The organism is Vibrio chagasii (assembly GCA_041879415.1).
Classification (GTDB): Bacteria; Pseudomonadota; Gammaproteobacteria; order Enterobacterales; family Vibrionaceae; genus Vibrio.
In genome coordinates this window covers 346,144-362,964 of the sequence record CP090851.1, presented here as the reverse complement: position 1 = coordinate 362,964, position 16,821 = coordinate 346,144, and the positions used below count along the sequence as shown (strand labels likewise).

General features: G+C 45.8%; 17 protein-coding genes. 7 read left to right on the top strand and 10 right to left on the bottom strand.

Annotated features, from left to right (window positions below; translation table 11 throughout):
- Positions 1 to 5 precede the first annotated feature (5 nt).
- Positions 6 to 632, bottom strand: a complete 627-nt coding sequence (gene upp / locus L0991_01645) for a uracil phosphoribosyltransferase (protein ID XGB62789.1) — start codon at positions 630 to 632, stop codon at positions 6 to 8.
- A gap of 169 nt (positions 633 to 801) precedes the next feature.
- Here upp and purM point away from each other — a divergent pair, with 169 nt between their 5' ends.
- Positions 802 to 1,842 (top strand): phosphoribosylformylglycinamidine cyclo-ligase, encoded by a 1,041-nt coding sequence (purM, locus tag L0991_01640; protein ID XGB62788.1) that lies wholly within the window; start codon positions 802 to 804, stop codon positions 1,840 to 1,842.
- A 132-nt stretch (positions 1,843 to 1,974) separates the two neighbouring features.
- Positions 1,975 to 2,649, top strand: coding sequence for a phosphoribosylglycinamide formyltransferase (purN, locus tag L0991_01635; GenBank protein XGB62787.1), 675 nt, complete (start codon positions 1,975 to 1,977; stop codon positions 2,647 to 2,649).
- 76 nt (positions 2,650 to 2,725) lie between these two features.
- On the opposite strand, the gene L0991_01630 is transcribed toward purN, so the two are convergent.
- Positions 2,726 to 3,571: a class II glutamine amidotransferase gene (locus tag L0991_01630; protein XGB62786.1), complete on the bottom strand. Its 846-nt coding sequence runs from the start codon at positions 3,569 to 3,571 to the stop codon at positions 2,726 to 2,728.
- Positions 3,572 to 3,638: 67 nt separating this feature from the next.
- Positions 3,639 to 4,214, bottom strand: a complete 576-nt coding sequence (lpcA, locus tag L0991_01625) for a D-sedoheptulose 7-phosphate isomerase (protein ID XGB62785.1) — start codon at positions 4,212 to 4,214, stop codon at positions 3,639 to 3,641.
- A 328-nt stretch (positions 4,215 to 4,542) separates the two neighbouring features.
- On the opposite strand from lpcA, the gene fadE reads away from it, so the two are divergent.
- Positions 4,543 to 7,008, top strand: a complete 2,466-nt coding sequence (gene fadE, locus L0991_01620; protein XGB62784.1) for an acyl-CoA dehydrogenase FadE — start codon at positions 4,543 to 4,545, stop codon at positions 7,006 to 7,008.
- A gap of 125 nt (positions 7,009 to 7,133) precedes the next feature.
- Here fadE and L0991_01615 read toward each other — a convergent pair whose 3' ends face one another.
- Together L0991_01615 and dnaQ are read right to left on the bottom strand one after the other, a co-directional pair.
- Entirely contained in the window at positions 7,134 to 8,381 is a 1,248-nt protein-coding gene (locus L0991_01615; protein XGB62783.1) for a TIGR03503 family protein, read from the bottom strand.
- 9 nt (positions 8,382 to 8,390) lie between these two features.
- Complete coding sequence (dnaQ, locus tag L0991_01610; GenBank protein ID XGB62782.1) at positions 8,391 to 9,158, bottom strand: DNA polymerase III subunit epsilon; 768 nt, start codon at positions 9,156 to 9,158, stop codon at positions 8,391 to 8,393.
- A 56-nt stretch (positions 9,159 to 9,214) separates the two neighbouring features.
- Between dnaQ and rnhA the strand changes: the two genes are divergently transcribed.
- Positions 9,215 to 9,679, top strand: coding sequence for a ribonuclease HI (rnhA, locus tag L0991_01605; protein XGB62781.1), 465 nt, complete (start codon positions 9,215 to 9,217; stop codon positions 9,677 to 9,679).
- Positions 9,680 to 9,719: 40 nt separating this feature from the next.
- On the opposite strand, the gene L0991_01600 is transcribed toward rnhA, so the two are convergent.
- Complete coding sequence (locus L0991_01600) at positions 9,720 to 10,505, bottom strand: class I SAM-dependent methyltransferase (protein XGB62780.1); 786 nt, start codon at positions 10,503 to 10,505, stop codon at positions 9,720 to 9,722.
- Positions 10,506 to 10,558: 53 nt separating this feature from the next.
- On the opposite strand from L0991_01600, the gene gloB reads away from it, so the two are divergent.
- The 3 genes from gloB (at position 10,559) to L0991_01585 (ending at position 13,639) form a co-directional block, all read left to right on the top strand.
- Entirely contained in the window at positions 10,559 to 11,317 is a 759-nt protein-coding gene (gene gloB / locus L0991_01595; protein ID XGB62779.1) for a hydroxyacylglutathione hydrolase, read from the top strand.
- Between the two features lie 70 nt (positions 11,318 to 11,387).
- A complete protein-coding gene (locus tag L0991_01590; protein XGB62778.1) occupies positions 11,388 to 12,956 on the top strand; it encodes a LysM peptidoglycan-binding domain-containing protein in 1,569 nt (522 codons plus the stop codon).
- Positions 12,953 to 13,639: a YIP1 family protein gene (locus L0991_01585; GenBank protein ID XGB62777.1), complete on the top strand. Its 687-nt coding sequence runs from the start codon at positions 12,953 to 12,955 to the stop codon at positions 13,637 to 13,639. The genes L0991_01590 and L0991_01585 overlap by 4 nt, the downstream gene beginning before the upstream one ends.
- Before the next feature lie 28 nt (positions 13,640 to 13,667).
- On the opposite strand, the gene L0991_01580 is transcribed toward L0991_01585, so the two are convergent.
- The 4 genes from L0991_01580 to tilS all read right to left on the bottom strand — a co-directional run bounded on the left by L0991_01580 (position 13,668) and on the right by tilS (position 16,742).
- Positions 13,668 to 14,510 (bottom strand): endonuclease/exonuclease/phosphatase family protein, encoded by an 843-nt coding sequence (locus L0991_01580; protein ID XGB62776.1) that lies wholly within the window; start codon positions 14,508 to 14,510, stop codon positions 13,668 to 13,670.
- Positions 14,511 to 14,571: 61 nt separating this feature from the next.
- Positions 14,572 to 14,910, bottom strand: a complete 339-nt coding sequence (gene glnB, locus L0991_01575; GenBank protein XGB62775.1) for a nitrogen regulatory protein P-II — start codon at positions 14,908 to 14,910, stop codon at positions 14,572 to 14,574.
- A 130-nt stretch (positions 14,911 to 15,040) separates the two neighbouring features.
- A complete protein-coding gene (locus tag L0991_01570; protein ID XGB62774.1) occupies positions 15,041 to 15,352 on the bottom strand; it encodes a cytochrome c in 312 nt (103 codons plus the stop codon).
- 58 nt (positions 15,353 to 15,410) lie between these two features.
- Positions 15,411 to 16,742 (bottom strand): tRNA lysidine(34) synthetase TilS, encoded by a 1,332-nt coding sequence (gene tilS, locus L0991_01565; protein ID XGB62773.1) that lies wholly within the window; start codon positions 16,740 to 16,742, stop codon positions 15,411 to 15,413.
- Between the last annotated feature and the right edge of the window lie 79 nt (positions 16,743 to 16,821).

The following is a 16,821-nucleotide window of genomic DNA, read 5'->3' as shown; positions in this document are numbered from 1 at the left end:
CCGAATTACTTAGTACCGAAGATCTTATCACCAGCATCGCCAAGACCAGGAACAATGTAGCCCTTGTCGTTTAGCTTCTCATCGATTGCAGCAGTGTAAAGCTCAACATCTGGGTGCGCTTTTTCTAGAGCCGCGATACCTTCTGGAGCCGCTACAAGCACAAGAATCTTAAAGTGCTTACAACCTTTCTCTTTCATTAGGTCGATAGTCGCGATCATAGAACCACCTGTTGCAAGCATTGGGTCTACCACTAGAGCAATACGCTCATCGATGTTAGATGCAAGCTTGTTGAAGTATGGTACTGGCTCAAGCGTTTCTTCGTCACGGTAGATACCAACAACGCTGATACGTGCACTTGGGATGTGCTCAAGAACGCCGTCCATCATGCCTAGACCAGCACGTAGGATTGGCACTACTGTTACTTTCTTACCTTTAATTTGGTCAACTTCAACTGGGCCGTCCCAACCATTAATAGTTACACGCTCAGTTTCAAAGTCTGATGTCGCTTCGTATGTTAGAAGGCTACCCACTTCTGTCGCTAGCTCACGAAAACGCTTAGTGCTAATCTCACCTTCACGCATCAGGCCAATTTTATGTTTTACTAGCGGGTGTTTCACTTCAACAACTTTCATTTCCAACTCCGGCAATATTTAAACAAACCTGTAGATTATACACGAACTCTGTGGTTATTTCAGAATCTTTATTCTAATAAAAAAAACCGCGCAAACGTTTGCTCTTCATATTCAAGCCCTGTTAGAATAGCGCCGTTTTCACATCCAACTTAAGTTCGAGGACTATCCCGTGAGTGGTAATACTTCTTCTCTAAGCTACAAAGACGCTGGTGTTGATATCGACGCAGGTAATGCACTAGTAGACCGTATTAAAGGTGCAGTAAAACGCACTCGTCGCCCTGAAGTAATGGGCGGTATTGGTGGCTTTGGCGCCCTATGTGAACTTCCAACGAAATACAAAGAGCCGGTACTTGTTTCAGGTACTGATGGTGTTGGTACTAAACTTCGCCTTGCTTTGGATCTGAAAAAACACGACACCATTGGTATCGACCTAGTGGCAATGTGTGTGAACGACCTAATCGTTCAAGGTGGTGAGCCTTTATTCTTCCTAGACTACTACGCAACAGGTAAGCTAGATGTCGATACAGCTGCAGACGTTGTTTCTGGCATCGCTGAAGGTTGTGTTCAAGCTGGTTGTGCACTAATCGGTGGTGAAACCGCTGAAATGCCAGGCATGTACGAAGGCGACGACTACGATGTTGCTGGCTTCTGTGTTGGTGTAGTAGAAAAAGCTGACATCATCGACGGTACTAAAGTAGCTGCTGGCGACGCACTTATCGCTGTTGGCTCAAGTGGCCCACACTCAAATGGTTACTCTCTAATTCGTAAAGTACTGGAAGTATCTGGTGCAGATAAGAACGAGGAACTAGAAGGTCGCACTATCGGTGAACACCTACTAGAACCAACTAAGATTTACATCAAATCAGCACTTAAGATGATCGCAGAGCATGACATCCATGCTATCTCGCACATTACTGGTGGCGGTTTCTGGGAAAACATCCCACGCGTACTTCCTGAAGGTACTAAAGCTGTGATTGATGGTAAGAGCTGGGAATGGCCTGCTATCTTCAACTGGCTACAAGAGAAAGGCAACGTGGAAACATTTGAAATGTACCGCACTTTCAACTGTGGTGTAGGCCTTGTTGTTGCTCTACCGAAAGACCAAGCAGACGCTGCTGTTGAACTACTGAAAGCTGAAGGCGAAAACGCTTGGGTTATCGGTGAGATCGCGAACGCTGAAGCGGGCGAAGAGCAAGTTGAAATCAACTAAGTGAGCACTTCACTCAATTAGTTTATCAATGAGGACCTAATGGTCCTCATTTTGCTATTTGGCCCGCAGAAAACCTTAGTTTATGTAGGTAAATTGTAAACAGTTCAATTAATCAATCATATGACCCACTTTATGAAAAACAATCACTCTCAGAAAACCACTCAGTCTCAGAAAAATATCGTTGTGTTAGTTTCAGGAAGCGGCAGTAACTTGCAGGCGATCTTAGATGCTTGCGATAGCAATATGATTGATGCTTCAGTCAAAGCTGTCTTCTCAAACAAGGCAGAAGCATTCGGCTTAGAACGAGCAAAAAATGCTGGCGTCGATGCACGCTCAGTGAACCCAAAAGATTTCGGATCGCGTGAAGAGTTTGATCATGAACTGATGATTCAGATCGACGCCTATCAACCAGACTTAATCGTACTAGCAGGCTATATGCGTATTTTGAGTTCAGGATTTGTTCGTCATTACGCAGGAAAAATGGTCAATATCCACCCTTCTCTACTCCCTAAATACCCGGGTTTACATACCCACCAGCGTGCAATTGATGCAAAAGACAAAGAACACGGCACAAGTGTGCATTTTGTAACAGAAGAGCTTGACGGTGGTCCTGTTATCTTACAAGCCAAGGTTCCTGTGTTTGAGGACGATGACGCCGAGCTACTTGCGGGGCGAGTACTCACTCAAGAGCACGCAATCTATCCGATGGTATGTAAATGGTTTGCAGAAGACCGTTTATCTATGGTTGATGGACAAGCGGTGTTAGACGGAAAAGTACTAGGCAAACACGGTTACGCAGAAGAGTAGTATCGAAAATACAAAAAGGCCGTTAACTGACGAGTGCAGTTAACGGCCTTTTTTATCGAATCAAGTAATGAGACGTTTAGCTCAATGGTTCAGTAGGCGCTTGGCTTGCGACCTTTTTAGGAGCATAAGCGACATCTTCCAGCTCTTTGTGATTATTGCCAATCAATTCACCTGAATGGAACAAGGCGTATTCACCCGGCTTCATTCTAAACCACTCTTCATTACCAGTTAGAGGTTGAGTAGCCACTACCGTCACCACATCATTAGGTGTGGTTTCTTCTTGGAAGTTAATCTCGACGTCTTCATCGATCAAGCTCGCGTTACCAAAAGGCGCGCGTCTCGTAATCCAGTACAAATGGTTGGTACAGTATGTCATTACGTACTCGCCATCGCTCAACAACATGTTGAAAACGCCTTTCTCTCGCAGCTTGTCGCAACACTCTGCAACGAAGCGGAACATTCCTTCCATGTCTTGTGGTGGTTCAGGAAAACGCTCTTCCAGTTGCTTAAGTAACCAACAGAATGAACGTTCGCTGTCAGTTTCACCAACTGGTCTAAAACGCCCACTCACTAAGTCATCGTAATCTGATAGTTGGCCATTGTGAGCAAAGGTCCAGTATCTTCCCCAAAGCTCACGAGTGAAAGGGTGTGTATTCTCTAGATTAACACCACCACGGTTGGCTTGACGAATGTGGCTGACAACAGCTTGGCTTTTAATTGGGTAGTTTTGAACCAATTCAGCGATCTTAGATTCACAACTAGGGTTAGGATCTTTAAAGGTACGAAAGCCCTTGCCCTCATAAAAGGTGATCCCCCAACCATCACGATGTGGACCAGTGTTGCCACCGCGCTGCATAAGACCAGTGAAGCTAAAACAAATATCCGTTGGCACATTCGCGCTCATACCGAGCAATTCACACATGGTTTAATCTACTCCCTATTAAAACCAATAGAGCCACAAACCTAGGCTCTATATGTCTGTATAACTGTTATTCCATCTCTTTTTCAACAAGTTGAATAATGATGTGAATGATCTTGATATGAATCTCTTGGATACGGTCAGCGTAACCAAAATGCGGTACTCGAATTTCGATATCCGCACAGCCCGCCATTTTACCGCCGTCTTTACCAGTCAGAGCAATAGTCTTCATGCCTTTCGCTTGAGCTGCTTCAATAGCTTTTAAGATGTTGCCTGAGTTACCTGAAGTTGATAAACCAAACAACACATCGCCTTTACGACCAACCGCTTCTACATAACGAGAAAATACGTGGTCGTAGCCGAAGTCATTACTTACACAAGATAAGTGGCTAGGGTCTGAAATCGCAATACCAGCGTAGCCTGGGCGGTTTTCACGGTATCGGCCTGTCAGCTCTTCTGCGAAATGCATTGCATCACAGTGGGAGCCACCGTTACCACAAGAAAGCACTTTACCTTCTTGTTTGAATGAATCAGCAATCAATTTTGCCGCCGCTTCAATTTGAGCAATATTATGGTCGTCACTCAAGAACTTGTTAAGAACCTCAGCAGCTTCGTTCAATTCACTTTTGATTAGGTCTTGGTACATAGGGCTTATCTCTTATTTTTATGTCGCAGTTTAGCGTGCGCGAAATGAGAACTGAGGGTTTCACCCTCTTTATAACTGAGTTTACCCACAAACATGAAATAGTGTCGACAGTTAAGCCGAAAGATTGTCACCTTAATTAACCCGCCACTGCAGATCCGTCCAAATAATCGCCACCAACCTCTCACAATTAGAATTTTAACTCTACTCAGATCACTTTTTATTCAACTTTGAGTTTTACAAATATTTAATATTTTGTTTACACTTAACTGGTTAGACCTCTTACCTAAAACTTAATAACAATAAGTGATCTCTGAAAAGGAAATCGATCATGAATATATTGCTCTCCCTACTCGGCATGACAACTATCTTAGGTGTCTGTCTCTACCACCGAGTTAGCTTGGTACGCGCATTAATCGCACTAACTGGCGCAATGGTAGCTTTAACACTATTCGGCGACGTAGCGGTTACTGGCTGGCTTTGTTACCTATTAGCGGTTGCTATTTTGGCTGTACCAACCATTCGACAAACTCTCATCAGCCAAAAAGCACTTTCTGTATTTAAGAAAGTACTACCGGCGATGTCTCAGACAGAAAAAGAAGCACTGGAAGCCGGTACTGTTTGGTGGGAAGCAGAGCTATTCAAAGGTAAACCTGAGTGGGAAAAACTACAGAACATCGCTAACCCAAAACTATCTGAAGCGGAACAAGCGTTCCTTGATGGTCCAGTAAACACAGTGTGTGAAATGGTCAATGATTACCAAGTCACTCATGAGCTTGCTGATTTACCACCAGAAGTATGGCAATACCTGAAAGACCACAAGTTCTTCGCGATGATCATCAAGAAAAAATACGGTGGCTTAGAATTCTCAGCTTACGCTCAGTCTTTGGTTCTACAAAAACTAACAGGCGTATCTAGCGTACTGTCATCAACCGTTGGTGTACCTAACTCGTTAGGACCAGGTGAGCTGCTGCAACACTACGGTACTGAAGAGCAGAGAAACCACTATCTACCGCGCTTGGCTGAAGGTAAAGAGATCCCGTGTTTTGCTCTAACTAGCCCAGAAGCAGGTTCTGATGCGGGTTCAATCCCAGATTACGGTGTGGTTTGTAAAGGTGAATGGCAAGGCGAAGAAGTTCTTGGTATGCGCCTGACTTGGAACAAACGCTACATCACTCTGGCACCGGTTGCGACCGTATTGGGTTTGGCCTTTAAACTGCGCGATCCAGACGGCTTACTGGGCGACCAGCAAGATCTTGGTATCACCTGTGCGCTTATCCCAACGGATTTAAAAGGCGTGGAGATTGGCAACCGCCACTTCCCACTAAATGTTCCTTTCCAAAATGGTCCAACGCGAGGTGACGATATTTTCGTCCCTATCGATTTCATCATTGGCGGTCAGAAAATGGCGGGCCAAGGTTGGAGAATGCTGGTTGAATGTCTGTCAGTGGGCCGTGGTATCACACTGCCATCAAACTCAACAGGTGGTATCAAAACAGCAGCACTTGCGACTGGCGCTTACGCTCGTATTCGTCGCCAATTCAAACAACCAATTGGTCGCATGGAAGGCGTCGAAGAGCCACTGGCACGCCTAGGTGGTAATGCCTATGTCATGGATGCAGCGAGCAACCTGACCGTTGCAGGTATCGATCTAGGTGAAAAGCCTTCGGTTATCTCAGCAATCGTGAAGTATCACTGTACGCACCGCGGTCAACGCAGCATCATCGATGCAATGGACATCGTAGGTGGTAAGGGTATTTGCTTGGGTCCATCGAACTTCCTAGCTCGTGGCTATCAAGGCTCGCCAATTGCGATTACCGTTGAAGGTGCAAACATCCTGACTCGTTCAATGATCATTTACGGTCAAGGGGCGATTCGTTGCCACCCTTACGTTCTTAATGAAATGGAAGCAGCATACTCAGAAAGCAGCGATGCGCTTGATAAGTTTGATTCAGCGTTAGCAGGACACGTTAGCTTTACGCTAAGTAACCTAGTTCGTAGTTTGTGGTTTGGTTTAACTGATGGCCGTGGTTCGGACACTCCAACGCCAGCCAATAGCACTGATAAACAGACAAAACGCTACTACCAACAGCTGAACCGTTACAGTGCTAACCTAGCGCTACTGTCTGACATTTCAATGGCTGTATTAGGCGGTTCACTGAAACGTAGAGAGCGTCTATCTGCTCGTCTAGGTGATATCCTGAGTCAACTTTACCTTGGTTCTGCAACACTAAAACGCTTTGAGAGCGAAGGCAGCAATGCTGAAGATCTACCGTTAGTACACTGGGGTATGCAAGACAGCTTGCGTCAAACTGAAGTGGCAATTGATGAGTTCTTAGCAAACTTCCCTAACCCAGTGGTTGGACGCCTTCTACGTGTTGTATTGATGCCATTTGGCCGAATTCGCCGCGCACCAAACGACAAACTGGACAGCAAAGTTGCACACATCCTACAAACACCGAGTGCAACACGCTCACGTATCGGCCGTGGTCAATACTTAGCGGATACTCAATACAACGCGGTAGGTAAGATTGAGAAAGCACTGGAGGTTATTCTTCAAGCTGAGCCTCTGTTCGACAAAGTCTGTAAAGAGACGCATCAAAAGCGCGCCTTCTTACGACTGGATTTGGTCGCTCAATTAGGTCTTGAGAAAGGCATTCTGACTGAGAAAGAAGCGGCACTGTTAGAGAGTGCAGAGCAACATCGACTGTACACCATCAACGTTGATGACTTCTCACCAGAGGAGCTAGCAGCAAAGCCACAGTATCCAGACCAATCGATTGATAACGTAGCTTAGATTTTGTTTTAGAAACAAAAACGGGACTCATTGGAGTCCCGTTTTTTTGTTCAAATATCGGTGCTTGCATGTAACCCAAGTCAGGGATTAAATAGCTATCTGAAACAACTCAATCACGTAGGGAATTACTTGGGTGCCTTAAGTTGCATCTCCGGTTGAGCTCTTTTCTTAGCGGTCACTTTGCGAACCACAAACCAAATCAGCAAGCCCAGAAGAATCGCAACCACATTGCCAACCCCAATAATGATCATACTGCGCTTTCTATCCTCTTCGCGCTTCTTCAGTATCATCATTTCAGTGGCAATTCGCTTCTGCTCCGCTAATGCCTCTTCTTGCAGACGGCGGGATTCCGCTAAATCAATATCTTGAACCACACTGTAAGAGTGCTCAGTAATAGGAAACGTCAGTGGGCGCTGGCTAGAAGCATCGGTGGCATACACCATTCCCGACCAGTTATAAATCCCAAGATCACCATTGTAAGGGATCTCCAAAGGCACCTTCATCGCATCGACATCCGCTTGGCCTTGCTTATACATCACATACTCATCTGGTGCTTTGTGCTCAACGTGCACCGCTAACGAACTCGGCGCTATCATGCCTTGCTCGCCTGATACCACGATTGTATGAGGCAAGCCCTCTTTACGAGATTGAATAAAAGTAGTAGTGATAGGTGTTGGGTAAACTAAGACTTCTTGCTCTTGCGCTCGCAAAAATACGCCGTTACCGGAAGTGATGCGCGCGCGGTATTTACCCGGCTCTATATCGATAGGCAAAGAGACCGTGAAGACGCCGTCCCCTGCTTTTTCATCAAGATCAACGCCATCGTCAGCGAATTCACCCATCACAACTGGGACTGGGCGCGCTTCTCTCACTAAAGATTCTTCGTTTTCGACAAACTTAGTAAATGTCACCTTGAGCTTCACTCGATCAAGGAAATCACGCAGTACCAAGGGCTTACCGTCAGAGGTGAGACGGGCGGTGAATTTAATACGCTCTGTCTGGTACAGCTTGTCTGGAAATTCATTCGCATCCAAAACAAGGTGAGACAGTAGCTTGATATTGTTCTTAGGAGAGACCTTACCTACCGCTTGCCATGGGCCTGGCATCGGCTTATCAATAGAGACAATGTCCATTGAAGATTCTTCATACCAACGGACATTATCAGCGTTACGCCAAGAGTAGTATTTCTTGCCGTCGGGACGAACTAAGACGACAGGTTTAGAGTTATCGGCTCGATAAATTATAAAGGTAATTTGTTCTATGCTGGGATCAACTCGGAATCGGTTGTCCAATAAACTCATTACGGATTCTGTTGCCGCGTGCAAGCTAAAGCTTAACAGCAGCAAACAACCGGTAGCCAATACCCTAAACATACTTTCTCCCTACTGACGCCAGAGGCAACTTCCGCTTTTCTCGACGAGATCTAAACGACTTTGATGCGCTTCTACTTCATCGGCCGTTGCTCGTAAAACCTTTAGGGATTTTCGACCACTTTCTACTCTTCGGATACTTTCTACGCCGCCTTCTTGCTGACCAGCGTTAAATTGCAGTGACGTTTGTCCACCCGTCATCAATAGGTAGACGTCGGCTAGGATCTCCGCATCGAGCAAAGCGCCGTGGAGTGTACGGTGCGAGTTATCGATGCCATAACGTTCACATAAGATATCTAGGTTGTTTCTTTTACCCGGGAATATCTTTTTCGCCATGTCCAGGGTATCGGTAACTTTACAGTAATCGTCTGTCTTACCGATCGTAGGATCCAGTTTCTCAAACTCGTAGTCCATGAAGCCGGTATCGAAGGGCGCGTTGTGTGCCACCAGCTCTGCGCCTTTGATGAAGTCAAGAAACTCTTTGTGGATGTCTTGGTATTCTGGCTTATCAACCAAGAATTCATCAGTGATACCGTGAACGCCAATCGCCTCTTCTTGAATCGCACGATCTGGCTTAATGTAAACGTGGAAGTGACGCCCAGTTAACTTACGGTTGATGATCTCTACGGCACCGATCTCGACGATGCGGTGACCCATGTAGTGAGGGCCACCTTCGGTATTCATACCGGTTGTTTCGGTATCGAGTACAACGATGCGCTTGTTTTCATTCGAACTGTTTTTTTCGTTCGCGGTTTGTTCTGGAGTGCTACTGGTATTCATAAGGATAACTGTGTCAGACTATGCCGATAATGTGCTTGAGGTAATAGTATCAAATCATGACGAAACAAGTTGAAATTTTCACTGACGGTTCTTGTTTAGGCAATCCAGGGCCTGGCGGCTATGGCATCGTACTTCGCTACAAGAAAGTAGAGAAGACACTCGCGCAAGGCTATACCCTAACAACCAACAACCGCATGGAAATGCTCGCTGCTGTTGTAGCACTACAAACCCTCAAAGAGCCTTGCTCGGTGATTCTGACTACCGATAGCCAATATGTTCGTCAGGGCATTACGCAGTGGATACATAACTGGAAAAAGCGTGACTGGAAAACCGCCGACAAAAAACCGGTAAAAAATGCCGATCTTTGGCAAAAACTCGATAAAGAGACAGCACGTCACACTGTCGATTGGCGTTGGGTGAAAGGACACGCAGGTCACCGAGAAAATGAAATGTGTGATGAGCTGGCGCGTACCGCCGCAGAAAACCCAACCCAAGAAGACACGGGCTACCAGCCAAGCTAATATTGGGAGCGAGTAAAGATATCCGATAGTAAAAAGCCGACTACGAGTCGGCTTTTTCTGTTTTTAGCGGGCGCAGCGCACGAATGGAATGCAACGTACAGCGAGTATCGGTTCTAAAGCTAGCGCCAACCGGAGAGAAGCGTCGTTTGAGGTGCCAGTGTGGCTTAATAGGCTTAAGCGGATAAGTGCGCTTGCGAGCGACGATAAAGTATTGGCTTCCGGCAAATGAGGCGCAGCCACCTAACGCGTTCTCGAGCCAGGTCCACATCGCTTGATACTTACTCATCGGGAACAGTGCATAGGTATCACAATGAATCACTTCATAATTCAGTACACCCAACCAGTCTTTTACGCGGCTTGGCGTATACATCCGCCCACTCCACGGTAAACTGTTCTTGCGCCACGGCATTAAACTAGCAAGCCCAGTGACACTGAATGGGTTAAAGCCGGTGATGATAATGTAGCCATCGTCCATCATAACTCGATCGACTTCTCTTAATAGCCGATGTGGGTCGTTGCTATAATCTAATTGATGACTAAGTACCACAACATCAAAACTTTTCTCCAAAAAGGGCAAATTATAGCCATCCGCTATCACATTATGTAATGGGTTCTGGATATCTAGGTTTACTTGATGTTGAATGTTGCATGTGCAGCTAGAAATCTCACTGCTGAGACCGCCGAGCTTGAGCATATGGTAACCAAATAACTTCGGGCACCACTCATCGAGTCGAGTTTGAATTGATTCTCTCAACCAGTCCCCATTGTGCAATTGTGCCCAAGTGTAAGGACGCTCAAACTTCTTTCTGCTACGTGCTGGCTTCATCAATAATCTGTCTCACTTATTCTGTCGCACTGAAAGTGACTGGAGAACCAATAATGTTACATATCAAAAGCATACCTGCATTTAACGACAATTACATCTGGCTGATTGAAAATAGCGATCGCCGTTGTGCTGTCGTCGACCCCGGCGATGCGGCTCCAGTATTAGAGTACTTAGCACACCATGAGCTAACTTTAGATGCAATCTTGATTACACACCACCACCACGATCACATTGGTGGCGTTCCAGAGTTAGTTAGACAATTTCCAGGGGTTGATGTGGTGGGCCCGAAGAATGAGCCTATCCCAACATTGACACATCCAGTGGATGACGGAGACCAGCTGGAGTTATTCGGCGAAGTATTCTTGGTTCTTGGGCTAAGCGGCCACACGGCGGGTCATATCGGTTACGTTGGTGATGCAAAGCTATTCTGTGGTGATGTACTGTTCTCTGCGGGCTGTGGTCGCATCATGGAAGGCACTCCGCAACAGATGTTTGATGCATTAAATAAGATTACGGCGCTTCCTCAAGAAACCGAGGTCTATTGTGCACATGAGTACACAGCAGCCAATATCGCTTTCGCACTTGCAGTTGAGCCAGATAACCAACATTTGCAGCAATATCGCGACCAAGTGAACCGACTTCGCGCACAAAATAAGTCGACCATCCCCACAAATTTGAGACAAGAGAAGTTTGTGAACCCTTTCTTGCGCTATACCGAGCCAAGTGTAGTGAAATCAGTATCTAATCGCACTGAACAGACCGATCCTTTATCGGTATTTACCGCTTTACGTGCGTGGAAGAACGAATTTTAACAAATACAGACTTGTCACTTATAGGGAGTGGCAAGTATTATCATCGGCCGTTTATTAAAAAGGCTGTAACATGCGAGTTAAGTACAGCTGGGCTTTGGTATTACTACTATCTGGTTGCCAATTAACTCAGTCAGAGAATCCAGACCAAGCTTCCGAGCAAACCAACACACCTCCTACAGAAGTTTCTCAAGCGAACGTTTCACCTGAAGCGACCAAAGAAGAACAAAAAGTTGAAGCACCTGTCGTTACTCCACAAACACAAGAAGATGTTTGGAAACGTATTGCGATGCAACTTGAAATGGAAGTACCAGACCAAAAGAAGGTCGACTACTACCGAACTTGGTATCTAAAACACCCTAGTCATCTAAAAACCGTCTCCAAGCGAGCTGAACCTTTCCTTTACTTGATCACCACCAAGATCGAAGAGAGAGATCTACCTTTAGAACTGGCACTGCTGCCGGTTGTTGAAAGCTCATTCGACGCATTTGCCTACTCTCACGGCAGTGCTGCTGGCCTATGGCAATTCCTCGCTGGCACGGGTAAAGACTACGGGCTTGAGCAGAACTTCTGGTACGACGGCCGCCGAGATGTTGCCGCTTCAACCGATGCTGCGTTAGATTTTCTAACCGACCTAAACAGACGTTTTGATGGCGACTGGCAACACGCAATTGCTGCCTATAACAGTGGTGGTGGTCGTGTGAACAGCGCAATCCGTAAGAATAAGAAGCTTGGCAAACCAATCGACTTCTTCTCACTAGACCTGCCGAAAGAGACCAGTAGCTACGTACCTAAACTACTGGCACTGGCAGACGTAATTGCCAACCAAGAAAAGTACGGCATTGATATTCCTGCAATTCCAAACAAGCCAGTACTGACTCTAGTTAACCCAGAAGAGCAACTGGACTTGGCTATTGCTGCGAACTATGCAGGCATTCCAGTAAAAGAGCTGCAAGGCTATAACCCTGCATATAACCAGTGGGCGACAGCACCAGAAAAGCACCAGAAGCTATTACTTCCTTTAGACTCAGTTGAAAAATTCAACAAAGAAGTAGCGGCTAATAAAGGCAAAGGCATGAAGCTGGTTCGTTACAAGGTTCAGTCTGGTGACAGCATCAGCGTACTGGCAAGCAAATACAACACCACTAGCAAGGTGATCCGCACTGCCAATGGTTTGACCAACAACAACATTCGTATCGGTCAGCACCTACTGATCCCTACTTCCACCAAAGACGATAAGGCATACGCGCTCAGCGCTTCCAACCGCCTAGCAAGCACACAGTCAAAGAGTCGCGGTCAATACAAGCTAACCCATAAAGTAAAAAGTGGTGACAGCTTATGGACCATTGCTCGCGCCAACAAGGTATCTCACCAGTCGCTTGCGAAGTGGAATGGCATGGGACCACGTGACACCTTACGAATTGGTCAAGAACTGGTCATCTGGAAGAACGGTTCTGACGGCGCCATCATCCGTACCATCTTCTATAACGTAAGATCAGGTGACACAGTCAGCGGTATTGCATCAAAGTTCAAGGTAAAGAGTTCAGATGTTGTAAAATGGAACACTTTGCAGAACCAGAAATACTTACAGCCAGGACAAAAGCTTAAGCTGTATGTTGATGTAACTAAGGTAAGTGTATGAACCCGTCAAGTAACCCACTCGTCATGCTGTTGGATATATTCCGTTCACCAACAGCTTGTTTCTTAGCGCTTTATCAACGAAGTGCTTGGGGATGGCAACCCTACGTCGTATTAATGCTTAGCCCATTTTTATTTTGGGGTGCTTATTTTTCGAATGTAGATTTTGCGTGGTTAAGTGCAGAGCTATCTAAGCAATTAGCTCAAACAAACCCAGACCAGTTGGCGTTACTTGATAGTAATACCCTACTTGCCAGTGAAATTATCAGCGATGTGTTTAGCCGCACGCTCACTATCGTTCTTTTGGCATTTTGGTTTAACCTTGCAACCAAACCAAGCCAACATCAGCATAGCTTTTGGCGATGGTTTGCAGCAGCATCAGTGATCATCTTCCCTGCAGTTTTAGGTGATATTGCGAGCTACGCAAGTCTAATCCTAAAGCACGGTCATGTGATGAACTACGCCGCTGACTTGAACAGCTTAAACGGCTTAATCAAGTTACCACTTACCAGTGATTGGTCACAATTTGCTAGCTCATTACCACTGCTACTGCCTTGGTACATCGTACTTGGTTACGCGGCGGTATTAACGTGGACAGAGTTTGAGCGTGGACAAGCATTGGTGATTTCAGGCTTGCCGTGGATTGGCTATTACCTAATCTGGGCTATCTACATTTTAGTTTCATAGATAACCGTTACTGAGTCTTAGCTTTACGCTATTTAGCCTTAAAAGTGACTAACATTGGATTATGATCAGAAGCGTCCGTTATGGGCGCTTTTGCTTTTTCTACCTCTAAGCCACGATAAAACACATGGTCTAGCACTAGCCCCGTTATGAACTGAGTGCGATGATCCGGCTCAAAAGCGACCTCAGCCAAACCTACCTTTTCCAATGCCTCTTTCAATACAGTAAAACGAGCCTCACTCCAACTGTTAAAGTCACCGGCAAAAATAACTGGTCCACGATATTTTTGTAGATTGTCGGTTAAGCTCTTGAGTTGAGCTTCATAATCCTCGGTACCAAAGGTAAAGTTCACGGCGTGAATGTTGATCACCGCCAACTCTTCACCATTACTCAACTTGTAACGGGACCATAGAGCAGACTTAGGTAACTGTAACCAAGGCTCTTCATGAGTATAAGCACAAGCCTCGATAGGCAAATGAGTCGCGAGGTTGAGCACACCAGCACTTTTTTCAAATGCTTCAAACGCATTGACTCGAGTACTTCCCCACTGGCCACTTGTTACCCACTGACGAAGTCCATCCGTCATACTCGCTTCTTGCAGCAATACTAAGTCGCTTCCCGCTGTCAGCTTATTGAGTTCCGTCTGCCAATGGCTGCGGTTTTGCTTATAAATATTCCACACGGTGAGGCTTAAGCCGTCAGACACATCTAGCGCTTTAGGTTCAGAGTTTTGGTAGCAACTGTAAATGTCATTGCTGGTATTTGGAGAAGACGTAATAAGATTGGGCTTATTTGGGATCACGAAAATAAAGTGAAAACTAACAACAGCCAGTGTTATCAGTAATGTGATAACTATGATGGTTTTCTTAAACATAAAGCACCCTACCAGAAATGAAAAAGGAGCGATAAACGCTCCTTTTAGGGTAATAGTTTTTTTATACGGCGTCTTCGTCTTCTTCGCCAGTACGAATACGTACCACACGTTCAACGTCAGTGATGAAGATCTTACCATCGCCAATTTTACCAGTTTGAGCCGTCTCGATAATGGTATCAACACATTGGTCTGCTACTTCATCAGTAACAACGATCTCTAACTTAACTTTAGGCAAAAAGTCGACCATGTACTCTGCGCCACGGTATAGCTCAGTATGACCCTTTTGGCGTCCGAAACCTTTAACTTCAGAGACCGTCATACCCGTAATGCCCACTTCTGCAAGCGCTTCACGTACATCATCAAGTTTGAATGGCTTGATAATGGCTTCAATCTTTTTCATGTTCATCCCTTAAACTGTGCGAATGGCTCATTATCGGATAGCTATAGTAAACATTCAATGAAAAAAGCCAGAGCTTTAAAGCTCTGGCTCGAAATTCATCGTATTGTTTAATCTGTGCTTTAAGAAGGGTTTACTTAAGGCTTGCGTAATAAGCAGCTAGATTAGCAATATCTTCATCATTGAGCATTGAAGCTTGAGCCTGCATGACAGCAGCCAAACCGCCGGTGCGCTGGCCGTTCTTATATGCGTTGATTGATGAAGCAATGTATTGCTCGTTTTGACCTTTAAGGTTTGGGTAACCCGGGATCACTGCGATACCGTCAGCACCGTGACAAGCTGCACATACTGCTGCTTTTGCTTGTCCTGCAGCAACATCACCTGCCAGAGCGTTACCACTCAATAGTCCAAGTCCAAGAACTAATCCTAGTGTAATTTTCTTCATTGCATATTCCATTAATTATTTTTATTAAAGTGACATAGAATTGTGACACAAACTTTTTCTAGATGCTCCAAAGCGCTTCACAATCTTGACCATCGTAGTTCTTATCTACGAATAACCCTAAAACAGCGATCACTCGATCACCATCCATTAATATAGGCGTTCTGCGCCTCAACCAGCTAGGCACTTGGTACTCTTGAAACAGCTTCTTAAGCTTCCTGCTATGCCCGCGTCCAACTGGGTGCGCCGATAATCCTTCGGGATTAAAGGTAACACGTAATACCGTATTTTGATCTGGTAAGCTGAACGTTTGTACGCGACGCCCAGGTTCGGACTCAACTCCCCCCGCTTGCAAGCTGACATGTCCCAAGCCATCGGGCAGAACCAACCTTCCGCCAACAGCAATTTCACCTTGCCAGCCCGATAGATCTTTAGTCTCACGAACCAAATAGAGTTTTTGATTAAAACGCCTAACTTCAACGCCGTTTAATATGAGCTTAGGGTTAGCATCACGCTGAGCACACGCCACTTCCTCCCAGATAAGTTGGAGTTGCTTTTGGCTCGGCATCGCTTGCTGGCAATGACCTAACCACATTCTCAGCAAACGCGCCCTTAGTAAAGTAGATTGCTCAGATAACACCTCTATGCTCAAGCTCTGGTCATCACCGAGGGCTCGCTGTAAGTGAGAAGCTAATAGCTCATCTAGCAACATCTCTTGCTCGGCACAGAGCTGGGCGCTGCGACTGACGGACTCTCGAAAACTGGGCCAACGCTCGGTCAACAAAGGAGTCACTTGGTGGCGAATAAAGTTACGGTCGAAACGCACATCCTGATTACTTTCATCTTCAACCCAAGTTAACCCCATACGGCGAGCGAACGCTTCAATCTCACCTCTGGTCACTGACAGCATAGGACGAACAATATGAGCACCTGAAAATGGCATCACTTTCGCCATCGATGAGAGGCCTTTAGGACCACTGCCGCGCTTTAACGCTAATAAAAAAGTCTCGACTTGATCATCGACGTGTTGACCAGTAACCAGCACATCCCCTTGTCGAAGATGCGATTTGAAGACGTTATATCTGGCGTCTCGAGCGAGCTTTTCAATACTTTCACCGCTATGAACATCCAGTGAGACACGCTCCACTGCCAAAGGCACTGACAAATCATCACACCACACTTGGCATTGCTCAGCCCATTGGTCCGCATTATCACTCAAGCCATGATGAACATGGATTGCCTGACAATCGATGCCATGAGTTTTGGTGTATTGCGCAGCCAACTCCAACAGCACTCGTGAATCAACCCCACCACTAAAGGCAACCACCAGCCGTTGAGGCTTGATTGCGCTTTGGTCAAATACAGAGGTAAACGTTTCGATTAAGTGAGTCATGAGGCTTAATAAACCAAGAAGGTGTTTGAAAGGTAATATTTAAATAATAAAAAAGGGTTGGCACTGAGTCCAACCCTTT

Coding starts and splice junctions, on each gene's coding strand:
- gloB (XGB62779.1), top strand. CDS start 10,559: ATGTTACATATCAAAAGCATACCTGCATTTAACGACAATTACATCTGG.
- upp (XGB62789.1), bottom strand. CDS start 632: ATGAAAGTTGTTGAAGTGAAACACCCGCTAGTAAAACATAAAATTGGC.
- L0991_01600 (XGB62780.1), bottom strand. CDS start 10,505: ATGAAGCCAGCACGTAGCAGAAAGAAGTTTGAGCGTCCTTACACTTGG.
- fadE (XGB62784.1), top strand. CDS start 4,543: ATGAATATATTGCTCTCCCTACTCGGCATGACAACTATCTTAGGTGTC.
- tilS (XGB62773.1), bottom strand. CDS start 16,742: ATGACTCACTTAATCGAAACGTTTACCTCTGTATTTGACCAAAGCGCA.
- rnhA (XGB62781.1), top strand. CDS start 9,215: ATGACGAAACAAGTTGAAATTTTCACTGACGGTTCTTGTTTAGGCAAT.
- L0991_01580 (XGB62776.1), bottom strand. CDS start 14,510: ATGTTTAAGAAAACCATCATAGTTATCACATTACTGATAACACTGGCT.
- L0991_01615 (XGB62783.1), bottom strand. CDS start 8,381: ATGTTTAGGGTATTGGCTACCGGTTGTTTGCTGCTGTTAAGCTTTAGC.
- dnaQ (XGB62782.1), bottom strand. CDS start 9,158: ATGAATACCAGTAGCACTCCAGAACAAACCGCGAACGAAAAAAACAGT.
- lpcA (XGB62785.1), bottom strand. CDS start 4,214: ATGTACCAAGACCTAATCAAAAGTGAATTGAACGAAGCTGCTGAGGTT.
- L0991_01570 (XGB62774.1), bottom strand. CDS start 15,352: ATGAAGAAAATTACACTAGGATTAGTTCTTGGACTTGGACTATTGAGT.
- glnB (XGB62775.1), bottom strand. CDS start 14,910: ATGAAAAAGATTGAAGCCATTATCAAGCCATTCAAACTTGATGATGTA.
- L0991_01585 (XGB62777.1), top strand. CDS start 12,953: ATGAACCCGTCAAGTAACCCACTCGTCATGCTGTTGGATATATTCCGT.
- L0991_01630 (XGB62786.1), bottom strand. CDS start 3,571: ATGTGTGAATTGCTCGGTATGAGCGCGAATGTGCCAACGGATATTTGT.
- L0991_01590 (XGB62778.1), top strand. CDS start 11,388: ATGCGAGTTAAGTACAGCTGGGCTTTGGTATTACTACTATCTGGTTGC.
- purN (XGB62787.1), top strand. CDS start 1,975: ATGAAAAACAATCACTCTCAGAAAACCACTCAGTCTCAGAAAAATATC.